Raw genomic sequence first — 24,477 nt, 5'->3', positions numbered from 1 at the left:
CTCCTTAAGCGAGCTTCGAAACGGCGAGTTTGAGCAGGGTTGCCCGGCTGTCCGTCAGGGTGAGCCGGTTCTCCAGGCTGCGAACGTCCGGGAAGACGAGGTCCGTCAGGACAACGCGGCCATCTTGGGCGAACACTTCCACTGAGCAGTGATCGGCCACGATGAGCAACTTGAGCAGACCGTCTTCCAGTTCAAGGGGCGCTGATTCAACGGACGGGAACTTCTGGTGGAAGCCGGTGTTTCCGGAATTCCTGCGGTCCAGCGTGAGCCGGGCAGTGGTTGGATCGTACCGAAGGTACGTGCCTTGCGCGCCGTCTCGGCTGCCGAACAGCAGAAACTCCACCAGGCCTTCGCCTTCGAGCCGCATTTCGGCGTCGATCACCTGCGCGCTTCCCGGTTCTGCGTCCGGCAGGCTAAAGGGAGGATCCCCGGGTTCAAGGTCGCTGCCAGCCGGCAGTTCGGGCAGGACTGGTTCCTGGACCAAACGGGGCGAGCCTTCGACCGTGACGAGCCGAAGCTCGCGGGGGAGTGTCATGGCCGAACGCCACGGAGAAGTGGGCAACTCGTTGGCGTAGTCCCAGTTGCTCATCCATCCGATGATGATGCGCCGGCCTCCCGGAACATTGCTGAAGGAGACAGATGCGTAGCAGTCGCGTCCCCAGTCCAACCAGAGGCAGTGCTGCAGCGCCTCGGTGCGTGCCTCCGCGTCGGGCAGGGCGGACAGCCCGGCAGGGGCGGCGAGGGCAGCTTCGTCCGGAACGAAACGGACGCCGTCGAACTGTCCCACAAAGTACTGGCCGCCCGACCCTCCGGCCACCGCGCCGGGGTTCACGTTGACGATCAGCACCCACATGGTGTCCGCCGGGTTCCCGTCCAGTGCCAGCGGAAAAAGGTCAGGACATTCCCACTCGCCCTCGTCGGCATTGGCCGGGCCGAACTCGCTGAGGAAATCCCAAGATTTCAGGTCATCAGAGCGGTACAGGACAACTTTCTGTTGTTGGGCTTCGACGGCGACCATCACCCAATAGGCGTCACCCCCGCCTTCGTAGCGGAAGACTTTGGGGTCCCGGAAGTGGGCCGAGCCGCGGGTGAGCACGGGATTTCCGCCGTACTTTTGCCAGGTCATTCCCGAATCGGTGCTGTACGCAAGGGACTGCGCCTGAGTGCCGCTGTATTCGGTTCCCGGCTTGAAAGCGCTTGTATAGATCGCAACCAAAGCGGGCGCCTCAGCCGTGCCGAAACCGGACGTGTTGCCGTGGTCCACCACAACGCTTCCGGAGAAGATGTCCTCGCGCTCATCGCAGGCGATAGCCACTGGAAGCTCCGTCCAATGCAGGAGATCCTCGGACGTGGCGTGCCCCCAGGACATATTGCCCCACACGTTGCCGGAGGGATTGTTTTGGAAGAAGAGGTGGTACAGGCCGTCGTGGAAAACCAGGCCGTTGGGGTCATTGAGCCAAGTGTCCTTTGCCGTGAAATGGATGGCAGGCCGGAACCCGGAATCTTTGTCCGGAGCTGTCTCCGGGCGTGCGGCATCAAGGCTAGTGGACATGTGTGGCGTTCCTCTTGGAAGTACGTGGAAAGGGCGGCTTACCGGGGAGCCGCGATCGAGTCGCGGCGGACCAGAGGGCAACCCAGGATGGTCGGGTGGAGGGCCAGCGGATCGAGGTCCGCCTTGCCTTCAATAGCGTCAATCAGGTGCTCGGCAGCCCAAGCACCCATCTCGTAATGCGGCAGGGCCACAGTTGTGAGCCCCGGGTAGAGGTTGGCGGCGATGAGTTCCTGGTCGTCGAAACCCACCACGGAAAGGTCGGTAGGGATGGTGAGGCCCAACTCCGCGGCGGCACGGTAGGCGCCCATCGCCATGCGGTCGTTGTAGCAGAACAGGGCCGTCGGCCTGTCTTGGCCCGACAAGATGCGGAGGGTCGCTTCGTAGCCGCCCTGCACTTCGGAGAGTTCGGACTCAACAGGTGCCCCATCGCCGTCGAGCCCTGCTTCGTTGAGCGTGGCACGGAAGGCATGGAGGCGCTCGCGGGTGGCGGGGACATCATCGGTGTTGTTGATGAAACCGATCTGCGTGTGGCCGGCTTCCAACAGGGCGCCGACGGCGGCACGGGCGCCTCCGTCTTCGTCCGGGATCACAGCCGCGATGTTCCCGGCGGTCGCCACCGAGTCAACCAGGACCGACGGGACGCTGCCGAGGTTGGACGGCAGTTCCACGTTGCGGTGGTACATGGTGGCGTACAGGATGCCGTCCACCCGTCGCTCCAACAACGCCTGGACGTCGGCTTGCCGCGATTCGAGGCTGGCTGAGCCCGGCGTGTTGATGATCATCAGGTTGTACCCGCGGGCCTTCGCGGCTTCATCCGCACCGAGGATGATCCGGCCGGCGTGCGGGGTGGTGGCGATTTCCTCACTCACCAGGCCAAGCATGCCGGTCCGCTGCGTGCGAAGCGCTTGTGCCAGGCGGTTGGGACCGTAGCCGAGCTCTTCGGCAACGCTCCTCACCTTGTCCCTGGTTTCGGGGCTGACCCTGGCGTAGGAAACATCGTTGAGGACGTGGGAAACAGTCGTGACGGACACGCCGGCGGCGACGGCCACATCCTTGATGCCCACGTTCTTGTTGCTCATCTGTCTCCCACGTCCTTATGGTCGGTTTGCCCTGGGGGGCTATCAGTAGGCTACTGCGTCAGCCCTTGACGGCGCCGAGCGTCATGCCCGCGACGATCTTCCGTTGCAGCAACAGTGTCAGCAGGATCACCGGGATCGAGTACACCGCCGCGAGTGCAGTCATGGATCCCCAGTCGAGTCCGAACTGGGTTTGGAAGTTCGCGATCACTACCGGTGTGGTTTGTGAACGGATGGCGGTCATCAGGAGTGCAAACAGAAACTCGTTCCATGAGGCCAGGAAGGCGAAGATCGCGGTCACTGCAATGCCGCCTGATACTACCGGGATCACCACCCGCCACAACGCACCCAGCCGGCTGCAGCCGTCAACCGTTGCTGCTTCCTCCAGGTCCCGCGGTACGGCTTCGAAGAAGCTGGACATGAGCCAGATGGAGAGCGGCAGGGAAATGGTGGTGTGCGCAATGGACAGTGCAATGGGAGTGTCAGCCAGTCCCACCGCGGCCATCATCGACGCCAACGGGATGCCGATCGCCACCGGCGGAACCATGCGCGTCACCAGGGCGGCCATGATGAACACCCGGCCGCTCGGGGTTTTGTAGCGCGTGATGCCGTAAGCCGCAGGAATGGCCAGCACCAGTGAAAGCAGGGTGCTGATTACCGCGGTCTGGATGCTGTTGATGAACGATGCCACCACACCGCCACGGCCCAAAGCGTTGACGTAGTTCTCCAGCGTCCATTCCTTGGGGAGGATGGTGGGCGGAACTGCAATAGTGTCGATCGGCGTCTTGAATGACGTGAACAACAAGTAGAGGAACGGGAACCCGTAAAGCACCATGGCTGCCGCAAGCAGTATCCACAGGATGGTCCTGGTGCTGCGGCGGCCTGCTTCGAGGCCTTCACGGTTGACCCCGCGGCGCCTGCGCGGAGGCTGGGAAGCCGGAAGGTTCGACGCCGGCGGGCTGGCTTTGCTTGGTGCGCTCACCATGGTCATCAGGTGTCCTTTCCCGGCCGCCAGATGGTGGCCACCGCGAAGAAGGCGACGGCGAGCATCGCGATGAGGTAGATGGTGCCCATGGCGCTCGCAAGACCCGGATCGCCGAAGCGGATCATGGTCCGGTAGATCAGGAGGCTCATGGTTTCGGAGGCCGACTGCGGGCCGCCGTTGGTTTGGATGAGGATGGTGTCGAAAGCGCGGGCGGCGTCGATTCCACGGACCACCAGTGCCACGGCGATCACGGGTCGCAGCAGCGGGATGATGATCCGGAACAGGAGGGCCGGGGCGCGTGCGCCGTCGAGGCGGGCGGCTTCGATCAGGTCACCGGGTATGTTCTGCAGGCCCGCAAACAGCACGAGGCACATGAACGATGTGGTGAGCCAGATGTCCGGGATCGCTACCGAAAACAAGACGATGTTGGGGTCGGACAACCAGCCGATCTGGTTGGGATTTTCCAGGAGTCCGGCTTGGTGGAGGAGGGTTCCGATCAGGCCGAAGTTGTCGATCATCAGGAACTTCCACAGAAGGCCGGCCACGATCGGCGCGATCATCAACGGGTAAAGGAAGACGGTCCGCCAGATCTGTGACTTCTTGCCGAGCGTTGTGAAGAGCAAGGCCATGCCGAGCCCGAGCGCGAACTCGAGGGTCACCACCACCAGGGTGTAGGCGAGGGTCCGCCAGCCTGCACTGGTGAAGGCCTCGGACGCGAAGGCGGTGACGTAGTTCTGGAAACCCACGAACTCGCGGGGACCGCCGGCGATCGGCGAGATCTTGAAGAAGCTGTCTGCCACCAGGCGAAACAGCGGGTAGGCGACGAACACGGCCAGGAACAGGGCCGCGGGCGTCATCAGGAAGAGGGCAAAGCGGCGATCGGAGATACGCACGGTTTTCTTTTCTGCTGGTTGTTTTCTGCTGGTTGGAGCCGCGGCCGGCACGGTCTTTGTGGTGCCGGCCGCGGAGTCTTTACTTCAGGAGGTCCTGGACCTGCTTCTTGGCGTCGGCCAGGAGGGCGGAGGTGTCGCCTCCGGCCACGGCCTTCTGCAGCAACGGAATCAGGACGGTGTCCACGATCTGCTGCCACTTTGCCGTTGCCGGACGGGTTGCCGTGGCGGGGGCGTTGAGGGTCTCGATCAGCGGCTTGAAGCTCTCATAGCCCGGCTGGTCCTGGTACTTCTCGAAGGCGCTGATTCGTGCTGCCAGGCCCAGCTTGGAGTCGATACCCGTGCTGTTGTAGTCGTAGGCGCACTTGACGAACTTCTTAGCTGCCTCGGCGTTCTTGGTGGCCTTGGGAACCGACAGGTACCACGGTCCCGGGACACCCGCGACGCCGGCGCTGCCACCGATCATCGCAGCTGCACCCACCTTGCCTGCCACGGGAGAATCCGCGGGGATCTGGCGGTAGGCGTGGGCCCAGAAGCGGGTCATGGCGGTCTTGCCCTGGTTGAACAGGTTCTGCGCTGCCGCCCAGTCAACCTGTGCAGCACCGGTCGGGGCGGACTTGGTGAGGCTCACGTAGAAGTCCAGGGCTTCCTTGTGGGCGGCGTTGTCGATGACCACGTTGTTGTTCTCGTCCAGCACCATGGGAGACCCGGCCTGGAGCACGTGTGCCAGCCATTCGGTTTCCACGGCACCCTTCACGTCCGTGCCGAACATGCCGTCCTTGGTGAAGAACTCGGAAATGTCCTGGTACTGCTTCCAAGTCTTGGGTGCTGCCAGTTCATAGCCGTACTTGGCTTGGAAATCCGCCTTGTTCTTGGCGTCCTCGAACAAGTCCTTGCGGTACAGAATGATCTCGGCATTGGTCCAGGCCGGCATGCCGATGAAGTGGCCGTCCACGTTCGCTTCCTTCACAAGCGCCGGGAAAATGTCCTTCTTTGCCTCGTCGGTGAAGAGCTCATCGATGGGCTGGACGGCGTCCTTGAAGCTGGGGAGCCACACGGAGTCCAGTGCAGCTACGTCGAAGGAGACATTGCCGGAGGAGAACTCGCTGGAGAGGCGGTTGAACATGCCGTCGTAGGGGAGTTCGACGAAGTTCACGTCCACGCCGGCGTCCTTCTTGCATTGCTCTGCCACGCCGGTGAGCTCAGCGTGGCCGCCGGCTTCCACCAGCACGTTGACAGTGCTGGAGCCGCCCGATCCGCCGGACGATGGTGCGGCACCGCCAGCGCCACAACCGGTGGCAACGAGTGCGACGGCGGTGCACAGCCCGCCGAGGGAGACGAGCTTGGAAATGGTCTTTCGAGTGGACATCGCTGTCGACTCACTTTCTCTTGAACGGAAATTGCAGAGAGATGGTGGAGCTGATGTTGGCTTGAAAAATCGTTTTGCCAAAACGACTTGGCACCGACATTAGAGCTAGTTGCGCCGATGTGTCAACAGCCTTCTTCGAAACAATTCGGGGCACTTGACGGCCTGAATTCCTAAGCCATAAAGTGATCGACGCCACTCGACAAATCGTTTTGGCATATTTTGGCTGGCTCGGCCGCTGTTTTGGCTGGGCTCTGGGGGCGTCGGGGCTGCACTTTTGGCGGGGTGTGCACCCGTACCCGCTGGACGCACCCGTACCCGCTGGACGCACCTCTACCCGGGGCCGCACCCGTACCCGGGGGCGCACCTCTACCCGGGGCCGCACCCGTACCCGCCGGGCGCAGCCAAACTCCGGGGTGCGATCGGCGCGAAGTGGTGCGGCGCTTGCCACGAACGGGTGCGCGGGCGTAAAGGGGTGCACTGCTTCCCGCTGACAGTTGCGCCAAGCCCAGTTAACTCCCTGTTGTCCCAGTACAAAGCCCAGTCAACCGACAAGTTCAAAGGAGAATCATGAACCCATCCGAGCCCCTCAGCCGAAGGAGCATCCTCCGGTTGTTCCCGGCAGCGGCACTGTCCGCAACCGCCGTCGTACTTTCAGCGAAGGAGGCCCTGGCTAAGAACAAGCCGGACACGCCAAATCCGCATCAAAGCCAAGGAAGCACCCACGCCGCGCAAGGGCATCGGGCCATTATCGGAATGCTGTAAAACCCGGCATCAAGGCAACAGAAGCAACACACAAGCAGTCAACGCACGGCCATAAAGCAGTACCCCCAACGATGTGAGGAGAACACGCTATGACCACTGTCTACGACGTCACCACCTGGTCGGTCCCCGGGAATCCGTCGGCCACGCCCTATAACGACATCGGGCTCATCATCAACAGCATCATCGCGGACGTGAAGTCCCAGCAGACCAATCAGGCCTCCAAACCCGGCGCGGTGGTTTACATCCCGCCGGGCGACTACTCCTTGAAAACCCGTGTCAACGTGGACATCAGCTTCCTCACCATCCGCGGCTCAGGGCACGGATTCACGTCCAGCAGCATCCGATACAACGCCGGCAACACCTCCAGCTGGCACGAAATCTTCCCCGGCGGCAGCCGCATCCGAGTCGAAAACACGGACGGCAACACTGAAGCTTTCAGGGTTTACCGAACCGGCGACCCGCGACTCAGTTCCATTGTCTTTCAGAATTTTTGCCTCGACGGTGTGTCCTTCAATTCGAACCAGAACTCTTACGTGAACGGCAAAACGGGTATCCGCTTCGATTCGGCCAATGATTCCTGCCGGGTTGAAGGAATGGGGATGGTCTACCTGGAGCACGGGCTGGTGGTGCGGGACACGGACGCCCTTAGTGTCAGTGGCAACTTCCTGGCTGAATGCGGGAGCTGCATCGAACTCACGGGCTCGGGGCAGGCATCCAAAGTGACTGACAACCTCATCGGCGCCGGCTATGTGGGCTTCTCCATTTTCGCCGAGGGCCATATGGGCCTTCTGGTCAGTGCCAACAACGTATTTCCCCGCGGGAAGAGCAGTGTCCATTTCAAGGACTGCACTCGTTCGTCCATCACGGCCAACAGGTTTCACGCGTTCTACCCGGGGATGGTGAACTTTGAAGGCAATTGCACTGAGAACCTCATTGGTGCCAACCATTTCCTCCGGCAGGTGGAGCCTTTTGATCCGCTGAAGCCCTACAACAACGGATTGGATGACCTGTTCGGCCTGGTCCATGTTGCCGGGAGCGGGAATACCGTCACAGGGAACCATTTCAGCTACGACGTACCCTCCGGGTCGGTGACTCCCTCAGGTCAGAAACCGACCATCATCCTGGTGGCCTCGGGCGCCAACAACTACATCGCTGCCAATAACACCATCTCCTCGGTAGCGGCGAACACGGTAGTGCTGGACGGATCCACCACCGGGACCAAGGTGCTGGATAGCGGCGGTGCGGGTGAGTTTGTGCATTACACGAGTTCCTACTCATTCCGGGCAACCCCCTGACCCGTCGCTGAGAAGGAAGGTCTGTCAATGATGACAAGACGCACCAAACGTGGACTGCCGGCGTTGGCGGCGGCCGCCGTCGTTGCTTCATTCACCTTGGTGGTGGCCGCGACTGCCGCGCCCGCCCCGGCGCATGCCAGCGATCCCGACCCCGCCACCCAGCAGTACCGTCCCTATTTGCACTACACACCGGTCAAGAACTGGATGAACGATCCCAACGGGTTGGTCTACTACAACGGCACCTACCACATGTACTACCAGTACAACCCTTACGGAACCACGTGGGGCAACATGAGTTGGGGGCACGCGACGTCCACGGATTTGCTGCACTGGACCGAGCAGCCACTCGCAATCCCGCAAACCTTCAACGGCAGCGGACAGGCTACGGAGGACATCTTTTCCGGTTCAATCGTGGTTGATTCACAGAACACCAGTGGATTCGGGACGTTGCAGAATCCGCCGATGGTGGCTGTGTACACCAGCAACTTCACCGGCAACCACCCCACGCTGGCCGGCAAGCAGGCCCAGTCCCTGGCCTACAGCACGGACAGCGGCCAAACCTGGACCAAATACTCGGGCAATCCTGTCCTCAACAGGAACACCACGGACTTCCGGGACCCCAAAGTGTTCTGGTACCAAGGGGCAGCCGGCTCGTACTGGGTGATGTCCGCCGTGGAAGCCAACGAGCACAGGGTTTTGTTCTACAAGAGCACAGACCTTAAGAGCTGGACGTACTTGGATGACTTCGAACCAGCCAACGCGACGGGTGGGCAGTGGGAGTGCCCGGACCTCTTCCCTCTCGCGGTGGATGGGAACCCGAACAACATCAAGTGGGTGCTGGTGGTCAACATCAACCCGGGATCCGTGGCTGGTGGCAGCGGGGGTCAGTACTTCGTAGGCAGCTTCGACGGCACAACATTCACCTCCGAAACCACTGATCCAGTGGATGCGGCCCCACCGGGAACCCTGCTCGCGGGGTTCAACGGAGGAAGCTACAGCGGATGGAACGTGAGCAACGATCCCGCCAATCCCGGGGGTCCGTGGGGGACAGCCCCGCCCAGCGGAACTCTGACGGGTCAGCAGGCAGTTACCGGGTCGATCGGTGCCGGCCTGGTGAACGGCTTCAACGGGGGAGATGTCCCAACAGGCACCTTGGAATCCGATCCGTTCACGATCAGCAAGGACTACATCAACTTCCTTGCCGGTGGCGGAAACCACCCGCGGCAGGCAGGGGAGCAACCCGGCAACACGCCACCCCCCGGGTACCTCCTGTTCGACGGCTTCGATTACCCGGGAACCCTGAGTGCGGCCGGTTGGCAGCTGACCGGAGACTTTGAGGCAGCCAGAAACCCGTCAACCGTTGGCGGTGAGTACGCGATCGGCAAACGCATCAACACATTCGAGGGCGGCCCCAACGCTGACAACAACACCGGAACAATCACGTCCCCGGAGTTCTACCTCACCAACACCAATATCGGGTTCCTCCTGGGCGGCGGCAACCGGACGGACGGCCAACTCCAAGTGGAACTCCTGGTCAACGGCGTGCCCGTGCGAAGCACCACGGGCAGCAATTCGGGTGACATGAACTGGAAGAACTGGGATGTAACCCCGTACTACGGTCAAATAGCCCGCATCCGGATTGTGGACAACGCCACAGGGGCATGGGGCCACCTGACGTTGGACAACATGGTCCTCGGTTCGGAGCCGGCAAAACCGCGAAGCAGTGAAACCACCGTAAATCTCATGGTCAACGGACAGGCCGTTCGAACCACCACCGGTTCCAATTCCGAACATCTGGAATGGAAGGCCTGGGACGTCAGCGCCTACAAAGGAAGCGAGGCAACCATCCGGATCGTCGACAACAACCGTGGCGGTTGGGGCCACATCCTCGCGGACGAGTTCGTAGCCTCTGACATCACGCGGCCGGAACAGCACGACTGGTTGGACTGGGGCCGGGACTACTACGCAGCCGTTTCCTTCAGTAACGCCCCCGACGGCAAACGGATCATGGTGGGCTGGATGAACAACTGGGACTACGGGCAGTCCACGCCAACAAGCACGTGGCGGGGAACCATGGCGTTGCCCCGCGAAGTCCAGCTCACCCAAACCGCCCAGGGACCGCGACTCACGCAGAAGGTGGTCCAGGAGGTGGACGCGTTAAGGAACACAGGTGCCGCCTACACCGCATCCGCGCAGGACATCGCTCCGGGGACCAGCACCCTTCCCGTTTCAGGGGACGTGGTGCAGGTGGATGCGGAGTTCTCCCCGGGGACGGCATCGGCGTTCGGGCTGAAGGTCCTGGGTAATTCAACTGAGGCCACCAAGGTTGGTTACGCAACAAGTTCGGGTCGCGTTTTCATCGACAGGACGGCCTCCGGCAACGAAGGTTTCCATCCGGCCTTCGCCTCTGTGGATGACGTACCCGTCCAGCTGATCAACGGCAGGCTTCGGCTGCGGCTCTATGTGGACAGGGCATCCGTGGAGGTCTTCGCGCAGGACGGTCTGGCTACGCTGACCGACCAAGTGTTTCCGGCAGCGGGCGCGAACACATTGTCCCTGTTTTCGGAGGGAGGGACTGCCCGGCTCGAAAGCCTCACCGTCACGCCGCTTCACAACGCGATGTGGTAGCCGGTGAGTGAGGCTCGACGGCGGCCGCGCACCCAGGCGGCCGGTCGCCGTCGGGCCTTCCACGATCTTGAGCGAATCTTGAGATGACCCGGCGTCGTTCTTGAGGACCCCGTCCGATGGTTGAAGTGTCAGCCGAGGAGCTGGCGGAACCTGCCGGAAGGACTGCCGAAATGCCCGACCAGATCACCGTCACTTCATCAAGCACGGATGCCGCACAGCTTGCCGGCGGAACGCACGCCCCAGTGGACGGTCAAGACCGCGCAGTCACCTCGATCCGCGAGCAGTTCAATCCCCTGGGCGTCGGCCTCCGGAGCATTTGGCCCCAGTCGGTCTGCGGCTACTAGCCACCACTCACGTGGCCCCGGCACGCTTCCGGTGGCACCATGGTGTTCAAGTCATAAGTCATCAGGAGGCTTGTCATCAAAGAAGAGATGCGGAAGGCCGCAGACGCAGCCGAGGAAGCCTCGAACTCGCGGCCCTTTGAAATTGCGGCGCGGTCCGGATTCGCTGTGAGCGGGTTGCTTCACGTGCTGATCGGTGTCATCGCCGCGCGCTTGGCCTTTGGAAGCAGCGGCGAAGCGGATGTTTCCGGTGCCATCGCCGAATTGGCCGCCCAACCCTTCGGCCCGTTGCTGCTCTGGGTCTGTTTCGCTGCCTGCGCGGCCCTGGCTCTATGGCAGTTGTCCAACGCTATCTTCGGCCACCGCAACCAGTCCCATCCCAAGCTCTCCAAGCGCCTTTCCGAGGCAGGCCAAGCGGCGGTCTTCGCTTTTGTGGCCGTGACCATCATGTCCTTCGTCGTTGGGCAGGCGCGCAACAGCCGTCAATCCAGCAGTGACCTCACCGCCACCCTCATGCAATCTCCCTGGGGCGTCGCGTTTCTGATAGCTGCGGGAGCCGGCGTCATGATCACCGGCATTGTGTTCGCGGTGCGCGGTTTCACGAGGTCGTTCAAGAAGGACCTCGTCCTTTCGCCGCACGAAGGACCACGGAAATTCCAAGTAGCCGTGGGAACGGTGGGATACGTCGCCAAGGGATTCGCGCTCCTTCTTGTGGGGCTGCTTGTGGTCATCGCTACTGTTACCGCCCGGCCCGAGCAGTCAACGGGGTTGGACGGCAGCCTTAAGGCCCTCAAGGAACAGCCCTACGGACCGTACCTCCTTGCCGCCGTGGCCGCGGGCCTGATTGCGTATGGCCTGTTCCTCATGGTCAAGGCAAAGACCATGAGGACCTAGCCGCAGTTTCATAGTGCGGCACCCTGGGTACAAGCCGGGTGGGACGTGAAGCGTCGCGCACCAGTGAACCGATTCTGAAGGGGCAGGACCATGACACAAAGCGATCCGGAACAGCAGGGAAACCACAAGCTCACGGCTCCGCCGAAGGACCCTCGCAGCGGGTATCACTCCGGGGAGTTTCCGCAGCAGGAGCAGAAGCAACCGGGCCTCACCAAACCCCTGGAGCCCCAGCCCGATCACGGTGAGTCCAGCTACGTCGGCCACGGCCGGCTTGAAGGCAAGACGGCGTTGATCACCGGCGGCGATTCCGGCATTGGCGCGGCGGTGGCCATCGCCTACGCGCGAGAGGGTGCCAACGTCGCCATCAGTTACCTTCCGGAAGAGGAAGAAGATGCGCGTTCGACGGCGGAATGGATCCGTGAGTGCGGCGCGCGGGCACTCCTGCTCCCCGGAGATTCGCGTGACGAAGGATTCGCAACCGAGATCGTGGAACGTACAGTCCAGGAATTCGGCGTGCTCAACATCGTGGTCCTTAACGCGGCCTACCAGAAGAACCGCGAGGGGCTTGAGACCATACCGACGGAGGAGTTCGACAGGGTCTTCAAGACCAACCTTTACTCCCTGATGTGGACCGCGCAGGCGGCCATTCCGCATCTGCGTCCGGGGGACTCGATCATCGTCACCGCCTCCATCCAGGCCTTTAACCCGTCTGCTCAGCTGGTGGACTACGCCATGACCAAGGCGGCGCAGGTGGCCTTCACCAAAGCGATGGCACAGGAACTCGGCCCCAAGGGAATCCGCGTCAACGCTGTTGCCCCGGGTCCCATCTGGACGCCTTTGATCCCGGCGACCGAGTGGCCGGACAAGCTCCCGTCGTTCGGGCAGGACACCCCGCTGGGCCGCGCGGGCCAACCCGCTGAGCTTGCCCCGGCATACGTTCTGCTCGCTTCCGACGAGGGTTCCTACATTTCAGGTGCCGTGCTTCCCGTCACGGGCGGCAAGGGCCTTTAACTCCACGACAAGAGAGGTGCCACTGCGCTGATGATCGCTGTTCTGGTAATTGACATGCAAAACGCCTTCTTCGAGGACCCTGCCCTCAAGCAGAGACGCGAGGAAGTTGTGGCTGCCTGTAACTCACTGACCAGCGGGGCGCGGGAGGCGGGAGCCAAGGTTCTCCTCATTGGAACCGAGCATGAGCGGGACAAATCGACGTGGAGCCTGAACATGCTCGATGACGATCAGGGCTTTATTTTCCGGGGCAGTGAGCAGGCCGAGTTTGTTCCCGGCCTGCTCACAACCGACTTCCCCCAGATGGTCAAGACCCGCGACAGCGCCTTCATGGGAACAGACCTGTGGATGCGCCTGCGGAACTGGGAGGTGGACACCGTGGTCCTGGCGGGAGTTTCCGCGCATAACTGCATCGCGCAGACGGCGGCCGACGCCTTTGCCCACAACATCCGCGTCATCTATGCCGCAGATGCCATCGCCACGGAGAACGCCGAAGCCGCCGAAGCCGTGTTGCGGATTCTCACGCGGGAGTACAGGCAGCGGGTGCTTCCCTTGGAGGAAGTCCTCGCGTTGTTCTAGGCGGGCTGCCCTTCCGGTTCCACGGGGATCCACAACTGCCCGCTGCCATGGGTACCGCCGGGCTGGGCCTTGACGCTCAAGAGCTCCGGACCCGGGGCCCATCGGTACGGGTTGGCAGGGAACCATTCCGTTGCTGCGTCGGCCCACATGCGCTGCAGGACTTCGGGAAATTTTCCCTCGGTTTCGAAAACAACCCACTGCCCGGCCGGTACCTCGAGGACGTCAAACCCCTCGGGTGCCGGCCCCGTGGTGGCCACGGCATGCCAATAGTCCAGTTCACTGCCTTCGCTGCGGGACTCCTCGATGTTGACTGTCACGGAGACCGGGCCTGTCGGCTCAGTGTCCACCAGTTCCAGCAGACGCTTGGTGACGGCAGGGTCGATGCTGCGCTGGAATTCAATGATGGCCGGATTGGGCCCTTCATGGACGAGCGGAACCCTGGTCTTCCGGCCGACCAGCCGGAAAGCGGCTTTGTTCACTATGCGGTGCTTCATGTCTATGTTCCCTTCGATACGGAGGTGGAACCTCAATTGAGGTTGGGAACGGAGGACGGCGTTGGGACGCCGGGCGTCCGAAGGCGTCAACCCGTGGTACGCCTTGAAGGCGCGGCTGAATGCCTCGGCGGATCCGTAACCGTACCGGACGGCAACATCGAGCACACCGGCGCCCGCGATGATTTCAGCGGTGGCAGCAGTCAGGCGCCGTCGGCGCACGTATTCCGAGACGGGCATCCCGGCCAAGGACGCGAACATCCGCCTGAAGTGATACTCGGATGTGAGGGCGGTCCTCGCCACAGCCTTCATATCGACGGCGGCAGCCAAGTCCTGCTCGATGAGCTCGATAGCCCTGTTCCATTCGTGCATGGGATCCTCCATTCCGAAAATCACCCTACGGCGCCGGTTGGGGCTCCGTCCCGACTATCCGTGCCCGAAAATGTCAGGCACAGCAAGAACCCGGACGCTCCCCTGGTGCGTCCGGGTTCTTGCTTATTCAGTTTTTGTCAGGGGCAGCGCTAGGGGTGACCCGTGCCTGCAGCTTCGTCATCCGGCTCGGAGGAGAAGGGGCGATCCTCCGGGGTGTCTTCGGTGTTCCGCTCGTCAAGCTCCGCATCCGCAGACGGGACGGTCTTTTCCGCGTAATCACCAGCCGTGTAGTCGCCGCCGGCGTCCTCTTTGAGGGCTTCGGGTGATGCTCCCGCGTCCCCGTAGTTACCCTCCGAGTACTGGCCTTCCATGTCTTCCGGGTCGGAGCTCGGTGTGGTTCCGTTAGCCATGGTGCGTCCGGTGCGTGCGACGTCCGGTTACCAGGCCGTAGACCAGCAGCACGAGGATCGAGCCGCCGATAGCCAGAAGCCATGTGCGGATGGCGAAGAATTCGGTGAGTCCCTCACCGAAGATCAGGCCGCCGATCCAGCCGCCCAACAGGGCGCCAACTACGCCCAAGAGGAGGGTCACCAGCCAGCCGCCGCCTTGGCGTCCGGGAAGAATAAGCTTGGCAATTGCGCCTGCCAAAAGGCCTAGGAGAAGAAAACCAAAGAAACCCATTTTTGCTCCTACTTTCTTGTTGATGGAGATTCCATGAACTCTGCGAAGCGGTTCAGTTCATCGGGTCGGGAAATCAAACATCCGGGCGTGGAAGAATTGCCTCCTTCTCACCCCGGACATATGGGGGAATGGAGTGGCGTGAGAATTACTGTAAATCTAGAAACCCAACCAAAGAGCACTCCTGTCGACTGGTCCACCACGGGACTACACTTGCAACGCTAGCCGCTCCCGGAAAAAACAGCAAGTAACCTGACTATTTTGTTGCGAAGCCCCGTGGTGCATGGTCTCTGCGGTCCGGCAGTGGACTGTGAAGCCCCGGTTCCCGGGGTGTGACAGCCTATTTCTTGCCGAAGGCGTCCCTGGCCGCGTCCTTCAACTTCTCGCCCGCCTGCTTGATGTTGGCAGAGGCCTGGTCGCCTGCACCCTCGGCCTGGAGGTCCCGGTCTCCGGTTGCCTCGCCGGTCTTTTCCTTGGCCTTGCCCCCCAGGTTTTCGGCGGCGTTCTTGATCTTGTCATCCAGTCCCATGGTTTTAACTCCTCGGGTTGCGATGTTTCATTGCCTGCGGTGATTCCGCTGGTTGGCAACAAAGTTTAGTCGAATGTTTCAATTCAGCAAATGGCCATTAACTCCACTCCCCGGGTTCTGCAACGGAAACCGGCGTGACACTGCAGATATACACCCGCTAGTGTCATAGGAAATTGCACGTCGAAAGGAGTGGTCCCATGAAAGGGAAAGTAATGTTCGCCGCTGGTGTCGCGGTGGGGTACATCTGGGGATCAAAGTCCTGGCCGGAGGTGTACCGTCGCCTTCGTGGCGGTTCGGAGAAGGTACTGAAGAACCCCGAGGTCCAGGAAAACGTGCACCATGTGGCCGAGACGGTCCAAGAATCTGTTCCGGAGATCGTGGACAACCTCTACGCGACGGGAAAGAAACTGGTGGAAAAGGCCGAGGCCTTCCTGCCCGGCACCCGGGACGGAAAGGGTGACGAAGCAAACGGTGCGGAGGACCGTCCTGCTACGACGTCAACGGTCAAAGGTGACGTCGTCTCCGATCCAGCGCTCGATGACACCACCGGAAGCGACTGGACGGACGAAGGCGGCGCAGCACCCGAGGGACCTGCAACCAACACCCGGCCGAAGCCCTGATCGCTTAGGCTGCCCGCTCAACCGCTGTGAGGATCGCCTTCCCCAGTTCGGCCGGCTTGGTGAATTGGGGCCAGTGCCCGGTGGGCAGGTCGATGAGTTCCACGTGCTTTATGCGGGCGAGCTCCTCCGTGAACGGATGCCCTGCATCCATCATCTCGTTGAGAAGGGATGATGGAAACTCGCAGGCGATGACCGTGGCAGGAACCTCGTAACGACGCACGTCATGCAGGTGCTGCTGTTCGATTGCGACCCCCTTTGGTTGGGGAATGGCGCGCGCCCGGAACGCTGTACGGAGGTCTTCGTCCAGATCGGTCAAGTCAGCTTCTTCGAACCCTTCCCAGGGCGGGAGCGGAATGTCGTCGCCTTCGGCAGGCAAGTCGTCGTTGATGACTCCGCCTTCGCCCAGAGGCCCGCTGTCCACGTAGATTGCGCGGGCAACACGGTCGGGCCTTGCGTCCACCACGGCGTGGATGATGGCGCCGCCCCCGGAGTGCCCCACCAGGACCACCTTGCCGTCCAGGGAGTCTACGGTCCGGATGACGGCGTCGATGTGGGTCCGCAGGCCGATGTTCGCGCGAGGTGCATCGGCCGATTCCAAGCCAGGAAGCGTGAGGGCGTGGACGGTGTGGCCGGCGTCCTCGAGGGCGGGGATCACCTCATCCCACGACGATGCGTCCAACCAGAAACCGGGAACCAGGATGATGTCCATGCCGGTACCCTACGGGAGGCTGCGCCCAAGATGAACACTTTTTGCTGGATCATCCTCGTTCCCGCGGAAAGCGGCCCCGTGTTTGACGCGGTTTCAACAATGACCATGCGAATGATGCAGCAAAATCTGCACCTGCGCGTCTAGCTAGCCGGATTTGCGTGCCATGTACCACTCCGTGAACTCGCGGACCCTTCCGTCCTTGGCGAAACGGAGGACCCACAGGTTGTCGTAGGTCGGGTCGCCGTTGAGGTAGGTGGTGACGCCTTGGACGAAGGCGGTGTCTCCGTCGCGGCCAAGGAGCGTCCATTCGAAGGTCCAGTCTTCGGGCTTGTCAGATGAGTCGCCGGACCATTCCCTGACGATCGCATCATGTCCCCGCCAGGCGCTGGTGTCGTGCGGGCGGGTGTTGTAGATGGCGTCCTCGGTGAAAAGGGCCCGGATGTCATCGGGCTCGTTGGAGCTCCAGGCACGTAGGTACAGGTCCATCCATGAATTCACGTCGCTCATTCATCCGTTCTACCCGCCGCACGCCCGGTGTTCAACGCCTCCGGGTCAGGCAGGGCGTCCTACGCTGCGGCCGGAACGGCGAATGTGGTCCGGCGTCAGGCCTGTCAGGGACGCAAGCTCCAACTCGTCGCAGGCCTGGGTGCGCAGGGCGATGGAGATCAGTGCTTCCCGGCGTTCCAGGATAACGTCCCGGTGCCGCTCGGCTTCCTTGAGGGCGTCGTTCTTTGCCTTCAAGGCTTCCAGCTGTAGTTTGCGGGGGACCCCGCTCAGGTGGAGGTCGTCATAGGCCAAAGCGATGGTACGGACAGACCTGGCGTTCTCCCTGATGACCGCAGCAATAGTGGCAATTGATATTCCGTCCTCCACGGCCTGGGCAATCAACTCATTCCTTGCAGAGGTCAGTGTCCTGATGGAACTGGCGGCGTGGGAGAGGAGCTGGCGGTGGACTCCGAGTGCGTGAACCAGTTTGGCGTGCCCGGCATTGGCGTTCGACGATGTTCGCGCGGGGGAGCCTGCGCGGTACGTGTACCGTCCCGTTGCTGAACGGCCTTTGACCTGCTGGTCGGCGCGGCGCGGCTGTCCGGCCATGGTCGGGGTCGGCATGAGGGTTCTCCTTGCGACGGGTGGGCTCCGGTGACCTGTCGAATGTAGGCAGGGATGCTGGGTGCGCGGAAATACCAATACCAAGTGAACCCATAAGCAAAGCGCATGGAAGAAGCCCGTACCGCCGGAACAGGCACCGAAACACGCGTCTTCGAGGAGACCGTCATAAGTCCCCCTTATGAATCCACGCACATTAGGTCTTATCCAGAGAACCCCGCGAGTACCTAGTCTCGAAACAGGAGATACGCGAATCCGCGCGTCCTGAGTTCCACATTCCTGGAGGAGACATGTCCGAGTTCCTGCCGGCGTCGAGGGTTACCCGCATCAAGGCCTCAGCCAGCGTCGCTGCGGCCGCCCGTGTGCGCGAACTGAAAGCCGAAGGCGTCCAGATCATCGACCTCACGGTAGGTGAGCCGGATTTCGACACCCCGGACCACATCAAGGCTGCCGCCGTTGAAGCCATCAACAGGGGCGAAACCAAGTACACCTCGGTTACCGGCACCCCCGAATTGCAGGCGGCGATCCTCGGCAAAATCGAGCGGGACACCAGCCACTCGTACGGGGCCAACCAGCTGACGATCGGTGGCGGCGCCAAGCAGGTTCTGTATGTCGCGCTGATGGCTTCCCTCAACGCGGGTGACGAGGTCATCGTCCCGGCGCCGTACTGGGTGTCCTACCCGGATATGGTCCTTGCCAACGACGGCACCCCGGTCATCGTCGAGACCACGGAGGAAGAAGGCTTCAAGCTCACTCCGGGGGCGCTCGCCAAGGCAATCACGCCCAAGACCAAGTGGCTCATCCTCAACGCTCCGTCCAACCCGACCGGCGCTGTCTACTCCCGTGAGGAACTCCAGGCCATCGGCGCGGTCCTCGAAGAGAACCCGCACGTCTTCGTCCTCACCGACGAGATCTACGATGAGGTCTACTTCGGTCAAGGCCGGGTCACCAGCCTGGTCACGGCTGCGCCGGCTTTGAAAGACCGCATCCTGCTGGTGAACGGCGTTTCCAAGGCCTATGCCATGACCGGCTGGCGCCTCGGCTACGGTGTTGGCCCTGCGCCGCTGATCGCAGCGATGAACAAACTCCAGTCGCAGACCTCTTCCTGCCCGTCGTCCATCAGCCAGGCGGCCGCGGCCGCCGCATTGAACGGGGACCAGTCCTTCGTCCGGGACAGCGTGGAGGTCTACCGCAAACGCCGCGATGCCGCCGTCGAGGGTTTGAATGCCATCAACGGCTTGTCCGTCGCTCCCGCGGAGGGCGCTTTCTACGCCTACGTGAACTGCGCCGGGGTGATCGGCAAGACCGCCCCTGACGGCCGCGTGATCGCCAACGACCAGGACTTCACCCTCTACCTGCTGGACGCCGCGCGCGTGGCGGTGATCCAAGGCTCGTCTTACGGCCTGGGCCCCTACTTCCGGATCTCCTTCGCCACCTCGCTGGAGACCATCAACGCGGGCGTGGACTCCATCCGCGACGCCGTGAACGCACTGAACTAGAAACTAAGGAACACACCATGATCCACGTCAAAACCAAGTTCGAGCGTCCCGAAGCGGACGTCGTAGCCCGCCTGGCCAAGTTCTCGTCGGCGACCATCCACGAGGCACAGGGCCGCCGCGGTGCGCTGAGCTCCCGCATCAAACCGATCGACCGCTCCATGTCCTTCTGCGGCCCGGCCGTCACTGTCGCGTGCGCTCCGCAGGACAACCTGATGCTGCAAGTGGCCATCCACTACGCCCAGGCAGGGGACGTTGTGCTGGTCGGCGCGCAGGAGATGGCCGAGGCGGGCACGTTCGGTGATGTGCTTGGCAATGCCATGAAGGCCAAGGGCATCGCGGCCATGGTCACCGACTCCGGCGTCCGTGACACCCATGACCTGATCGAACTTGGTTTGCCGGTGTTCTCCGGCAGCGTCTGCATCAAGGGCACCGTGAAGGAGACGCTCGGTCCCATCAACCACCCGCTGGTTTTCGGTGACGAAATCATTTACCCCGGCGACATCCTGCGCGGTGACGCCGACGGCGTGGTGGTGGTCCGCCGGGAAGAGGCCGAGGAAGTCATCGCCCTGTCCCAGGCCCGTGATGACCACGAGCGTGAGCTCATCAAGCTTTACCACGACGGCGGCAACACCATTGAGCTCTGCGGTCTCACCGAGAAGCTCAAGCAGAAGGGCCTTCTGGTGGAGGACTAGTCACCTCAGCGCTAGTCGCCACAGCACTGGTCGCCTCAGCGCAACGGACCGGCCGCATTCCTTGGAAGCGGCCGGTCCTTTCGTCGTTGGATGTACGACGGCGGGCGGCCGGTTTGGGTGCGCGGCGTACCGACGGCGGGTGGTTGGCTTGCGTGCCCTGCGTGCCGGGCAGCAGAAAGGCGCCCGCCCGCATAGTTGCGGGTCGTGGCGCCGTAGTTGCCTGCCGTCTGAGCCCTGCGTGCCGGCCGCCTGGGCTCTAGTCGAGTCCGGAGTGGCCGGGACGGGTGTCCACAAGGTGCCATTCGATGCTGTTGCCGCCGTGCGGGGGCATCAGGCTGCCCTCAAAGACAAACAGAGGTTCACCGATTCCGCCCACCGGGCGCCAGAAACCATTTCGAGGGCAGTGGAATCCGGTGCGGGCTGTGGCTGCTCCGTGCGTTGGATTGGATACCCATCCCAGGGTGCTGATCTTTTTCACCGTTTTATCCTTTGAATGTGCCCGGTAGCCCGGGCTGGTATCGAATTTGTTCTTAATTCGATGTTAGGAACTTGAAACGGATTTGAATAAGACCAAAGATGTCTGGCTGGATAAGGCTTTTTTATGGATGCCCGGGCAGTTGGACGGGGTCTGTCCCGTACTTGGAGATCAGCTGTTGGTGGAGCATTTCCTTGACTACCAGCAGCACTGCGGAGGCGGCCTCGGACAGGGGCTCGTGGTCCGGTGTGCACAGCGCGATCTTGCTCTGCAAGGCCGGCTCCACGATGCGCAGCACTTGGAAGTCCTGATCGGGGAAGAGCGCATCGGCAGCAGACTTCGGCAGGACTGTGCCTCCCAAATTGGCTTGGATGAGCCTCGTCAACGACGGAACGGATTCAACCTCTCCCACCAGCTTCAACGGCAGGTCCTGTTCAGCCAGGCCCTTCTCGATCAGTTGACGAAGGGTGTGGTTCTTCTCCGGGAGAAAGAGCCCCACAGTGCTCGCCTCTGCTAGCGTCACGGTGTCCCGGCCCTGGCTGACGTCCACATCCGGATGCACCACCAGATGGAGGTCCTCGACGATCATGGTGGTGAACTGGACGCCGCGGATCTTGCCCGGTTCGTAGATCAACGCCATGTCCAGGCGCCCGTTCTTAATGGCTTCGCTCAGGACACCACCGAAGATTTCGGTCAGGTGAACCACGATGTCCGGGTACCGGCGGCTGACCTCGCTGATGATCCGGGGAGTCAGGCTGGACGCCATGCTGTAGGGGGCGATCGCGATGGACACCCGGCCTGAGGGAGCTGCGCCCGATGTAGCCACATCTTGCCGCGCCTGTTCCACCAGGCGAAGGATGGACTGCGCATGGCGGTACAGGGTATGGCCCGCGGCGGTCGGCTGCACGCCCTGTTTGCTGCGGATCAGCAGGCGCTGCTTCAGCTCATTCTCGAGGGACGATACCTGCTGGCTGAGGGCCGGCTGGGCTACATGGAGGGCCGCCGCAGCCTTGGTGATGCTCCCCGAGTCAACAATCTGGACGAAGTATGAGAGCTTCCGCGTGTCCATGGATCCACCTTTCTGGTCGTTCAAATATATCCACACCCGCGCCGGCAACTGCCGGGAGCCGCGTCACAGGACCGGGTGTTACACGTCATAACGCAGAGCTATTACGGGATAGCTATTAGGTCTTTGTGCGGGGCTGTGGCTGGGTGCGAGACTTTTGGTAGAACTTCTGGCGAAGGTTTCGGATTACCCGAAAGTCAGCCACGCTCCCCGGAAATGCAATATGAGTCCTTATGGGTTTTGTCCTTTTTCGGAAATTCATAAGTTATACCCACGGAAAGAGAAGCACGTGAACCCGATGATTGATCTTGTTGCGGATCTCGGAGAAGGATTTGGCGCGTACACCGTTGGCGACGATTCCGAACTTCTGGAGATCGTTTCAAGCGCCAACATCGCTTGCGGGTTCCATGCCGGTGATCCTGACATCATGGCAGCCACCGTTGCTGAATGCGTCCGCCGCGGGGTGGGTATCGGTGCGCACCCCAGCTTTCCCGACCTGAGGGGTTTTGGCCGCAGGGACATGGGCCTCAGCGCCCACGAAGTCCAGAACGATGTCCTCTACCAATTGGGTGCCTTGAGCGGGTTTGCCGCTTTCAACGGAACCAAAGTCACCCACATCGCACCACACGGCCGTCTGGGGAACCTCGTGGCTGTCCGTGCCGACTATGCATCGGCCGTGGCAGAGGCTGCAGCCCAAGTGGACAAGGAATTGATTGTGGTTGCCCAGGAAGGTGAACTGGCATCAGCTGCACGTTCGGCCGGCCTGGACGTGGCGATCGTCGGCATCGTGGATCGCGCATACCAGGAAGACGGGACGCTGGTTCCCCGCAGCCAGCCCGGCGCGGTACTCCACGACCCCAGCGAGATTGTTGATCGAACCATTCGCATGGTGGTTGAAGGCAAGCTTCGCTGCGCCAGCGGTGTGGACATGGACATCAACGTTGACACCGTCCTCCTGCACGGCGACAACCCCGGCGCCGTTGAACTTGCCCGCTTGATTCGTTCCGAGCTCGTCGCAGCCGGTGTCCAAATTGCTCCCTTGGCTGAGGTCATGGACGCCAAGCGGAAGGCAGCCTGACATGCCGGTACTGACGGTGGCTCCCACGGAGATCTACGAATCAGGGGACTCCGCGCTCCGTGTAGTGGCGATTTCCGGAACCAGCGACGACAACTGGCTGACCGTCCACCGCCTCGCTGACTGGCTGGAAGACTGCGGAGCGGAAGGGCTGCGTGCCGCCGTGCCCACCTATGATTCCGTCCTGGTGGAGTTCGATCCCGTGATGGTAACAGCTGGCCAGATGCGCGCCTTCGTCAGGCTCGGCCTGGGTGAACTGGCACGCGCTGCCGGGTCCACTGCGGCCCCGCGGGAATTCGATGTTCCCGTGGTTTACGGCGGTGAGTTCGGCCCGGACCTGGAGAAGGTTGCCGAGCATCAGGGCATCTCCACGGAGGACGTCATCCGGCTCCACATCGAAAAGACCTACACCATCCGCTGCTTGGGAGCGCCCGCAGGTTCCCCCATGATGGACGGTCCGGCTTTCCCTAAGCCGGTTCCCCGTTTGAAGGATCCCCGGCTGAGCGTACCTGCAGGCGCTGTCTCAGTTGCCGGCCGTCAAGCGGTCATCGCTCCAGCGGTCGCCCCTGGCGGCTGGTGCGTCATCGGCCAAACTCCTCTGTCAGTCCTCAACATCCGCCGTGAGCCCATGGTTCCCTACACCCCTGGCGACGTCTTGCGCTTTCGCCGCATCGGCATCGAGGAGTTTTCCCTCCTTGCCGGCCAGGAACTGCAACCGCTGGCACGGGAGGCACAGCCATGAGCGGTGAGATTCTCATCCAGCAACCGGGCAATTCCGTTGTCACGGACCTCGGCCGGACACGCGGTCCCCGCTATGGCCTGCCGGTCAACGGCGCTTTGGACCAGTACTCGGCCCGTGCTGCCAACATTCTGGCCGGAAACCTTGATAACGCGCCGTTGATCGAGATCACCGCATTGGACTTCCGCATGAGGGCCACCACGGATCTGTTGATCGCCGTCACGGGCGCGCCCCTGACACTGACCGTCGGCGGCCGACCCGCGAGCCAATGGGAACCCGTTTCGGTCCTCGCCGGCGAATCGGTTTCCATCCGCGGAATCCATCGGGGCCTCCGGGCGTACATGGCGATCCACGGCTCGGTCGAGGCGGAAACCCTGCTCGGGAGCGCGGCACCGGATACCGTGGTCGGTTTCGGCCTGCAGTTGAAAGAGGGGAGCAGCCTGGCTGCCCTGCAGAGCGTACGCCCCATCCGCCAGCCCTACTTCGACCTTCCCCTCTTCAGGTTGGGTCTTGAAAAGCCCGGCATGGGGTCAGACTTGGCGGTCGACGTGACCGACGGGCCGGACGTTGCCGAGTTCGGTGAATCCGGCGAACTGCTCTTCTCCTCCGAGTACACCGTCAGCGGACGCAGCAACCACATCGGCCTGCGGCTTGGCGGGGAACTTCCCGAAAGAACCTCCAACAGCGAGGTGCTTTCCCGCGGTGTGCCGGTTGGCGCCGTCGAGGTTCCTTCACAGGAGGAACTGCTGGTCCTGCACCGGGGGCGCGGCGTGACCGCCGGGTACCCAGTGCTCGCCGTGGTCACCAGCACCGGACTGGATGTCCTGGCCCAGGCGCGTCCGGGGGACAAGGTCCGCTTCCGGAAAACCACAGTGGCGGAGGCAACTGCCGCCCATCGACGCTCGCGGGCACAGCTGGAAACCCTCCGCGAATCCGTCAACACCGTCTTCGGACTCCTTGGCATCGGATGCCGTCCCCAGTGGCAGGACCTACCAGTTGCGGCATGCAGCTAAAGAACCTGTCGTAATACCCCCAAGGCGTTGCTA

At 62.2% G+C, this 24,477-nt stretch carries 27 protein-coding genes; 13 read left to right on the top strand and 14 right to left on the bottom strand.

The window, feature by feature from the left end; all coding sequences use genetic code 11:
• Positions 1 to 4: 4 nt before the first annotated feature.
• The 5 genes from AUR_RS08850 to AUR_RS08830 form a co-directional block, all read right to left on the bottom strand.
• Positions 5 to 1,552 carry a glycoside hydrolase family 32 protein gene (locus tag AUR_RS08850; protein WP_062098480.1) on the bottom strand — a complete coding sequence of 516 codons (1,548 nt, stop codon included), beginning with the start codon at positions 1,550 to 1,552 and terminating at the stop codon, positions 5 to 7.
• Positions 1,553 to 1,590: 38 nt separating this feature from the next.
• Entirely contained in the window at positions 1,591 to 2,631 is a 1,041-nt protein-coding gene (locus tag AUR_RS08845; RefSeq protein WP_128397116.1) for a LacI family DNA-binding transcriptional regulator, read from the bottom strand.
• Positions 2,632 to 2,689: 58 nt separating this feature from the next.
• On the bottom strand, positions 2,690 to 3,613 hold the full coding sequence (locus tag AUR_RS08840; RefSeq protein ID WP_206616268.1) for a carbohydrate ABC transporter permease: 924 nt from the start codon (positions 3,611 to 3,613) through the stop codon (positions 2,690 to 2,692).
• Positions 3,614 to 3,618: 5 nt separating this feature from the next.
• Positions 3,619 to 4,506: a carbohydrate ABC transporter permease gene (locus AUR_RS08835; RefSeq protein ID WP_021472957.1), complete on the bottom strand. Its 888-nt coding sequence runs from the start codon at positions 4,504 to 4,506 to the stop codon at positions 3,619 to 3,621.
• Positions 4,507 to 4,585: 79 nt separating this feature from the next.
• Positions 4,586 to 5,872 (bottom strand): ABC transporter substrate-binding protein, encoded by a 1,287-nt coding sequence (locus AUR_RS08830; RefSeq protein ID WP_062098474.1) that lies wholly within the window; start codon positions 5,870 to 5,872, stop codon positions 4,586 to 4,588.
• A gap of 567 nt (positions 5,873 to 6,439) precedes the next feature.
• Between AUR_RS08830 and AUR_RS08825 the strand changes: the two genes are divergently transcribed.
• The 7 genes from AUR_RS08825 (at position 6,440) to AUR_RS08795 (ending at position 13,379) form a co-directional block, all read left to right on the top strand.
• Complete coding sequence (locus AUR_RS08825; RefSeq protein WP_062098472.1) at positions 6,440 to 6,634, top strand: hypothetical protein; 195 nt, start codon at positions 6,440 to 6,442, stop codon at positions 6,632 to 6,634.
• Between the two features lie 89 nt (positions 6,635 to 6,723).
• Positions 6,724 to 7,929 carry a NosD domain-containing protein gene (locus tag AUR_RS08820; RefSeq protein WP_062098470.1) on the top strand — a complete coding sequence of 402 codons (1,206 nt, stop codon included), beginning with the start codon at positions 6,724 to 6,726 and terminating at the stop codon, positions 7,927 to 7,929.
• Between the two features lie 30 nt (positions 7,930 to 7,959).
• Complete coding sequence (locus AUR_RS08815) at positions 7,960 to 10,557, top strand: GH32 C-terminal domain-containing protein (RefSeq protein ID WP_062099388.1); 2,598 nt, start codon at positions 7,960 to 7,962, stop codon at positions 10,555 to 10,557.
• Between the two features lie 116 nt (positions 10,558 to 10,673).
• Positions 10,674 to 10,901: a hypothetical protein gene (locus AUR_RS08810; protein WP_021472962.1), complete on the top strand. Its 228-nt coding sequence runs from the start codon at positions 10,674 to 10,676 to the stop codon at positions 10,899 to 10,901.
• Between the two features lie 87 nt (positions 10,902 to 10,988).
• Entirely contained in the window at positions 10,989 to 11,792 is an 804-nt protein-coding gene (locus tag AUR_RS08805; RefSeq protein WP_062098468.1) for a DUF1206 domain-containing protein, read from the top strand.
• A gap of 90 nt (positions 11,793 to 11,882) precedes the next feature.
• Positions 11,883 to 12,803, top strand: coding sequence for an SDR family oxidoreductase (locus AUR_RS08800; protein ID WP_062098466.1), 921 nt, complete (start codon positions 11,883 to 11,885; stop codon positions 12,801 to 12,803).
• 30 nt (positions 12,804 to 12,833) lie between these two features.
• Positions 12,834 to 13,379 (top strand): cysteine hydrolase family protein, encoded by a 546-nt coding sequence (locus AUR_RS08795; protein ID WP_021472965.1) that lies wholly within the window; start codon positions 12,834 to 12,836, stop codon positions 13,377 to 13,379.
• On the opposite strand, the gene AUR_RS08790 is transcribed toward AUR_RS08795, so the two are convergent.
• The 4 genes from AUR_RS08790 to AUR_RS08775 form a co-directional block, all read right to left on the bottom strand.
• Complete coding sequence (locus AUR_RS08790; protein WP_062099387.1) at positions 13,376 to 14,242, bottom strand: AraC family transcriptional regulator; 867 nt, start codon at positions 14,240 to 14,242, stop codon at positions 13,376 to 13,378. The genes AUR_RS08795 and AUR_RS08790 overlap by 4 nt on opposite strands.
• A 149-nt stretch (positions 14,243 to 14,391) precedes the next feature.
• Positions 14,392 to 14,652 (bottom strand): hypothetical protein, encoded by a 261-nt coding sequence (locus tag AUR_RS08785; protein WP_062098465.1) that lies wholly within the window; start codon positions 14,650 to 14,652, stop codon positions 14,392 to 14,394.
• Positions 14,645 to 14,923 (bottom strand): GlsB/YeaQ/YmgE family stress response membrane protein, encoded by a 279-nt coding sequence (locus AUR_RS08780; protein WP_021472968.1) that lies wholly within the window; start codon positions 14,921 to 14,923, stop codon positions 14,645 to 14,647. The genes AUR_RS08785 and AUR_RS08780 overlap by 8 nt, the downstream gene beginning before the upstream one ends.
• A 337-nt stretch (positions 14,924 to 15,260) precedes the next feature.
• Positions 15,261 to 15,449: a CsbD family protein gene (locus AUR_RS08775; protein ID WP_021472969.1), complete on the bottom strand. Its 189-nt coding sequence runs from the start codon at positions 15,447 to 15,449 to the stop codon at positions 15,261 to 15,263.
• Between the two features lie 197 nt (positions 15,450 to 15,646).
• Between AUR_RS08775 and AUR_RS08770 the strand changes: the two genes are divergently transcribed.
• The gene (locus tag AUR_RS08770) at positions 15,647 to 16,069 is read left to right on the top strand and encodes a hypothetical protein (RefSeq protein WP_031216712.1); all 423 of its coding nucleotides are present in this window, start codon (positions 15,647 to 15,649) and stop codon (positions 16,067 to 16,069) included.
• A 4-nt stretch (positions 16,070 to 16,073) separates the two neighbouring features.
• On the opposite strand, the gene AUR_RS08765 is transcribed toward AUR_RS08770, so the two are convergent.
• The 3 genes from AUR_RS08765 to AUR_RS08755 form a co-directional block, all read right to left on the bottom strand.
• Complete coding sequence (locus AUR_RS08765; protein WP_021472971.1) at positions 16,074 to 16,778, bottom strand: alpha/beta fold hydrolase; 705 nt, start codon at positions 16,776 to 16,778, stop codon at positions 16,074 to 16,076.
• Between the two features lie 144 nt (positions 16,779 to 16,922).
• A complete protein-coding gene (locus AUR_RS08760; RefSeq protein ID WP_021472973.1) occupies positions 16,923 to 17,285 on the bottom strand; it encodes a nuclear transport factor 2 family protein in 363 nt (120 codons plus the stop codon).
• A 45-nt stretch (positions 17,286 to 17,330) separates the two neighbouring features.
• Positions 17,331 to 17,888: a hypothetical protein gene (locus AUR_RS08755; protein WP_021472974.1), complete on the bottom strand. Its 558-nt coding sequence runs from the start codon at positions 17,886 to 17,888 to the stop codon at positions 17,331 to 17,333.
• 287 nt (positions 17,889 to 18,175) lie between these two features.
• Here AUR_RS08755 and AUR_RS08750 point away from each other — a divergent pair, with 287 nt between their 5' ends.
• Together AUR_RS08750 and AUR_RS08745 are read left to right on the top strand one after the other, a co-directional pair.
• Complete coding sequence (locus AUR_RS08750; RefSeq protein ID WP_021472975.1) at positions 18,176 to 19,384, top strand: aspartate transaminase; 1,209 nt, start codon at positions 18,176 to 18,178, stop codon at positions 19,382 to 19,384.
• 17 nt (positions 19,385 to 19,401) lie between these two features.
• The gene (locus AUR_RS08745; protein WP_062098463.1) at positions 19,402 to 20,076 is read left to right on the top strand and encodes a 4-carboxy-4-hydroxy-2-oxoadipate aldolase/oxaloacetate decarboxylase; all 675 of its coding nucleotides are present in this window, start codon (positions 19,402 to 19,404) and stop codon (positions 20,074 to 20,076) included.
• Positions 20,077 to 20,332: 256 nt separating this feature from the next.
• Here AUR_RS08745 and AUR_RS08740 read toward each other — a convergent pair whose 3' ends face one another.
• Together AUR_RS08740 and AUR_RS08735 are read right to left on the bottom strand one after the other, a co-directional pair.
• A complete protein-coding gene (locus AUR_RS08740; RefSeq protein ID WP_021472977.1) occupies positions 20,333 to 20,554 on the bottom strand; it encodes a hypothetical protein in 222 nt (73 codons plus the stop codon).
• Positions 20,555 to 20,675: 121 nt separating this feature from the next.
• On the bottom strand, positions 20,676 to 21,620 hold the full coding sequence (locus tag AUR_RS08735) for a LysR substrate-binding domain-containing protein (protein ID WP_021472978.1): 945 nt from the start codon (positions 21,618 to 21,620) through the stop codon (positions 20,676 to 20,678).
• Positions 21,621 to 21,906: 286 nt separating this feature from the next.
• Between AUR_RS08735 and AUR_RS08730 the strand changes: the two genes are divergently transcribed.
• The 3 genes from AUR_RS08730 to AUR_RS08720 are packed head-to-tail and all read left to right on the top strand — an operon-like array spanning position 21,907 to position 24,444.
• A complete protein-coding gene (locus tag AUR_RS08730) occupies positions 21,907 to 22,695 on the top strand; it encodes a LamB/YcsF family protein (protein ID WP_206616229.1) in 789 nt (262 codons plus the stop codon).
• Position 22,696: 1 nt separating this feature from the next.
• On the top strand, positions 22,697 to 23,434 hold the full coding sequence (locus AUR_RS08725; protein ID WP_128397115.1) for a 5-oxoprolinase subunit B family protein: 738 nt from the start codon (positions 22,697 to 22,699) through the stop codon (positions 23,432 to 23,434).
• A complete protein-coding gene (locus AUR_RS08720) occupies positions 23,431 to 24,444 on the top strand; it encodes a 5-oxoprolinase subunit C family protein (protein WP_062098456.1) in 1,014 nt (337 codons plus the stop codon). Before AUR_RS08725 ends, AUR_RS08720 begins: the two co-directional genes overlap by 4 nt.
• Positions 24,445 to 24,477: the final 33 nt, after the last annotated feature.

Source organism: Paenarthrobacter ureafaciens, from assembly GCF_004028095.1.
In the GTDB taxonomy this organism is placed as follows: domain Bacteria; phylum Actinomycetota; class Actinomycetes; order Actinomycetales; family Micrococcaceae; genus Arthrobacter; species Arthrobacter ureafaciens.
This window is presented reverse-complemented; position numbering and strand designations above follow the sequence as displayed.

Excerpts from the sequence above, each read along its gene's own strand:
- AUR_RS08820 (WP_062098470.1), top strand. The coding sequence starts at position 6,724 with ATGACCACTGTCTACGACGTCACCACCTGGTCGGTCCCCGGGAATCCG.
- AUR_RS08845 (WP_128397116.1), bottom strand. The coding sequence starts at position 2,631 with ATGAGCAACAAGAACGTGGGCATCAAGGATGTGGCCGTCGCCGCCGGC.
- AUR_RS08795 (WP_021472965.1), top strand. The coding sequence starts at position 12,834 with ATGATCGCTGTTCTGGTAATTGACATGCAAAACGCCTTCTTCGAGGAC.
- AUR_RS08790 (WP_062099387.1), bottom strand. The coding sequence starts at position 14,242 with ATGCACGAATGGAACAGGGCTATCGAGCTCATCGAGCAGGACTTGGCT.
- AUR_RS08750 (WP_021472975.1), top strand. The coding sequence starts at position 18,176 with ATGTCCGAGTTCCTGCCGGCGTCGAGGGTTACCCGCATCAAGGCCTCA.
- AUR_RS08780 (WP_021472968.1), bottom strand. The coding sequence starts at position 14,923 with ATGGGTTTCTTTGGTTTTCTTCTCCTAGGCCTTTTGGCAGGCGCAATT.
- AUR_RS08775 (WP_021472969.1), bottom strand. The coding sequence starts at position 15,449 with ATGGGACTGGATGACAAGATCAAGAACGCCGCCGAAAACCTGGGGGGC.
- AUR_RS08830 (WP_062098474.1), bottom strand. The coding sequence starts at position 5,872 with ATGTCCACTCGAAAGACCATTTCCAAGCTCGTCTCCCTCGGCGGGCTG.
- AUR_RS08765 (WP_021472971.1), bottom strand. The coding sequence starts at position 16,778 with ATGGACATCATCCTGGTTCCCGGTTTCTGGTTGGACGCATCGTCGTGG.
- AUR_RS08850 (WP_062098480.1), bottom strand. The coding sequence starts at position 1,552 with ATGTCCACTAGCCTTGATGCCGCACGCCCGGAGACAGCTCCGGACAAA.
- AUR_RS08755 (WP_021472974.1), bottom strand. The coding sequence starts at position 17,888 with ATGCCGACCCCGACCATGGCCGGACAGCCGCGCCGCGCCGACCAGCAG.
- AUR_RS08815 (WP_062099388.1), top strand. The coding sequence starts at position 7,960 with ATGACAAGACGCACCAAACGTGGACTGCCGGCGTTGGCGGCGGCCGCC.
- AUR_RS08810 (WP_021472962.1), top strand. The coding sequence starts at position 10,674 with ATGGTTGAAGTGTCAGCCGAGGAGCTGGCGGAACCTGCCGGAAGGACT.
- AUR_RS08800 (WP_062098466.1), top strand. The coding sequence starts at position 11,883 with ATGACACAAAGCGATCCGGAACAGCAGGGAAACCACAAGCTCACGGCT.
- AUR_RS08735 (WP_021472978.1), bottom strand. The coding sequence starts at position 21,620 with ATGGACACGCGGAAGCTCTCATACTTCGTCCAGATTGTTGACTCGGGG.
- AUR_RS08720 (WP_062098456.1), top strand. The coding sequence starts at position 23,431 with ATGAGCGGTGAGATTCTCATCCAGCAACCGGGCAATTCCGTTGTCACG.
- AUR_RS08725 (WP_128397115.1), top strand. The coding sequence starts at position 22,697 with ATGCCGGTACTGACGGTGGCTCCCACGGAGATCTACGAATCAGGGGAC.
- AUR_RS08840 (WP_206616268.1), bottom strand. The coding sequence starts at position 3,613 with ATGGTGAGCGCACCAAGCAAAGCCAGCCCGCCGGCGTCGAACCTTCCG.
- AUR_RS08770 (WP_031216712.1), top strand. The coding sequence starts at position 15,647 with ATGAAAGGGAAAGTAATGTTCGCCGCTGGTGTCGCGGTGGGGTACATC.
- AUR_RS08785 (WP_062098465.1), bottom strand. The coding sequence starts at position 14,652 with ATGGCTAACGGAACCACACCGAGCTCCGACCCGGAAGACATGGAAGGC.
- AUR_RS08805 (WP_062098468.1), top strand. The coding sequence starts at position 10,989 with ATGCGGAAGGCCGCAGACGCAGCCGAGGAAGCCTCGAACTCGCGGCCC.
- AUR_RS08825 (WP_062098472.1), top strand. The coding sequence starts at position 6,440 with ATGAACCCATCCGAGCCCCTCAGCCGAAGGAGCATCCTCCGGTTGTTC.
- AUR_RS08760 (WP_021472973.1), bottom strand. The coding sequence starts at position 17,285 with ATGAGCGACGTGAATTCATGGATGGACCTGTACCTACGTGCCTGGAGC.
- AUR_RS08745 (WP_062098463.1), top strand. The coding sequence starts at position 19,402 with ATGATCCACGTCAAAACCAAGTTCGAGCGTCCCGAAGCGGACGTCGTA.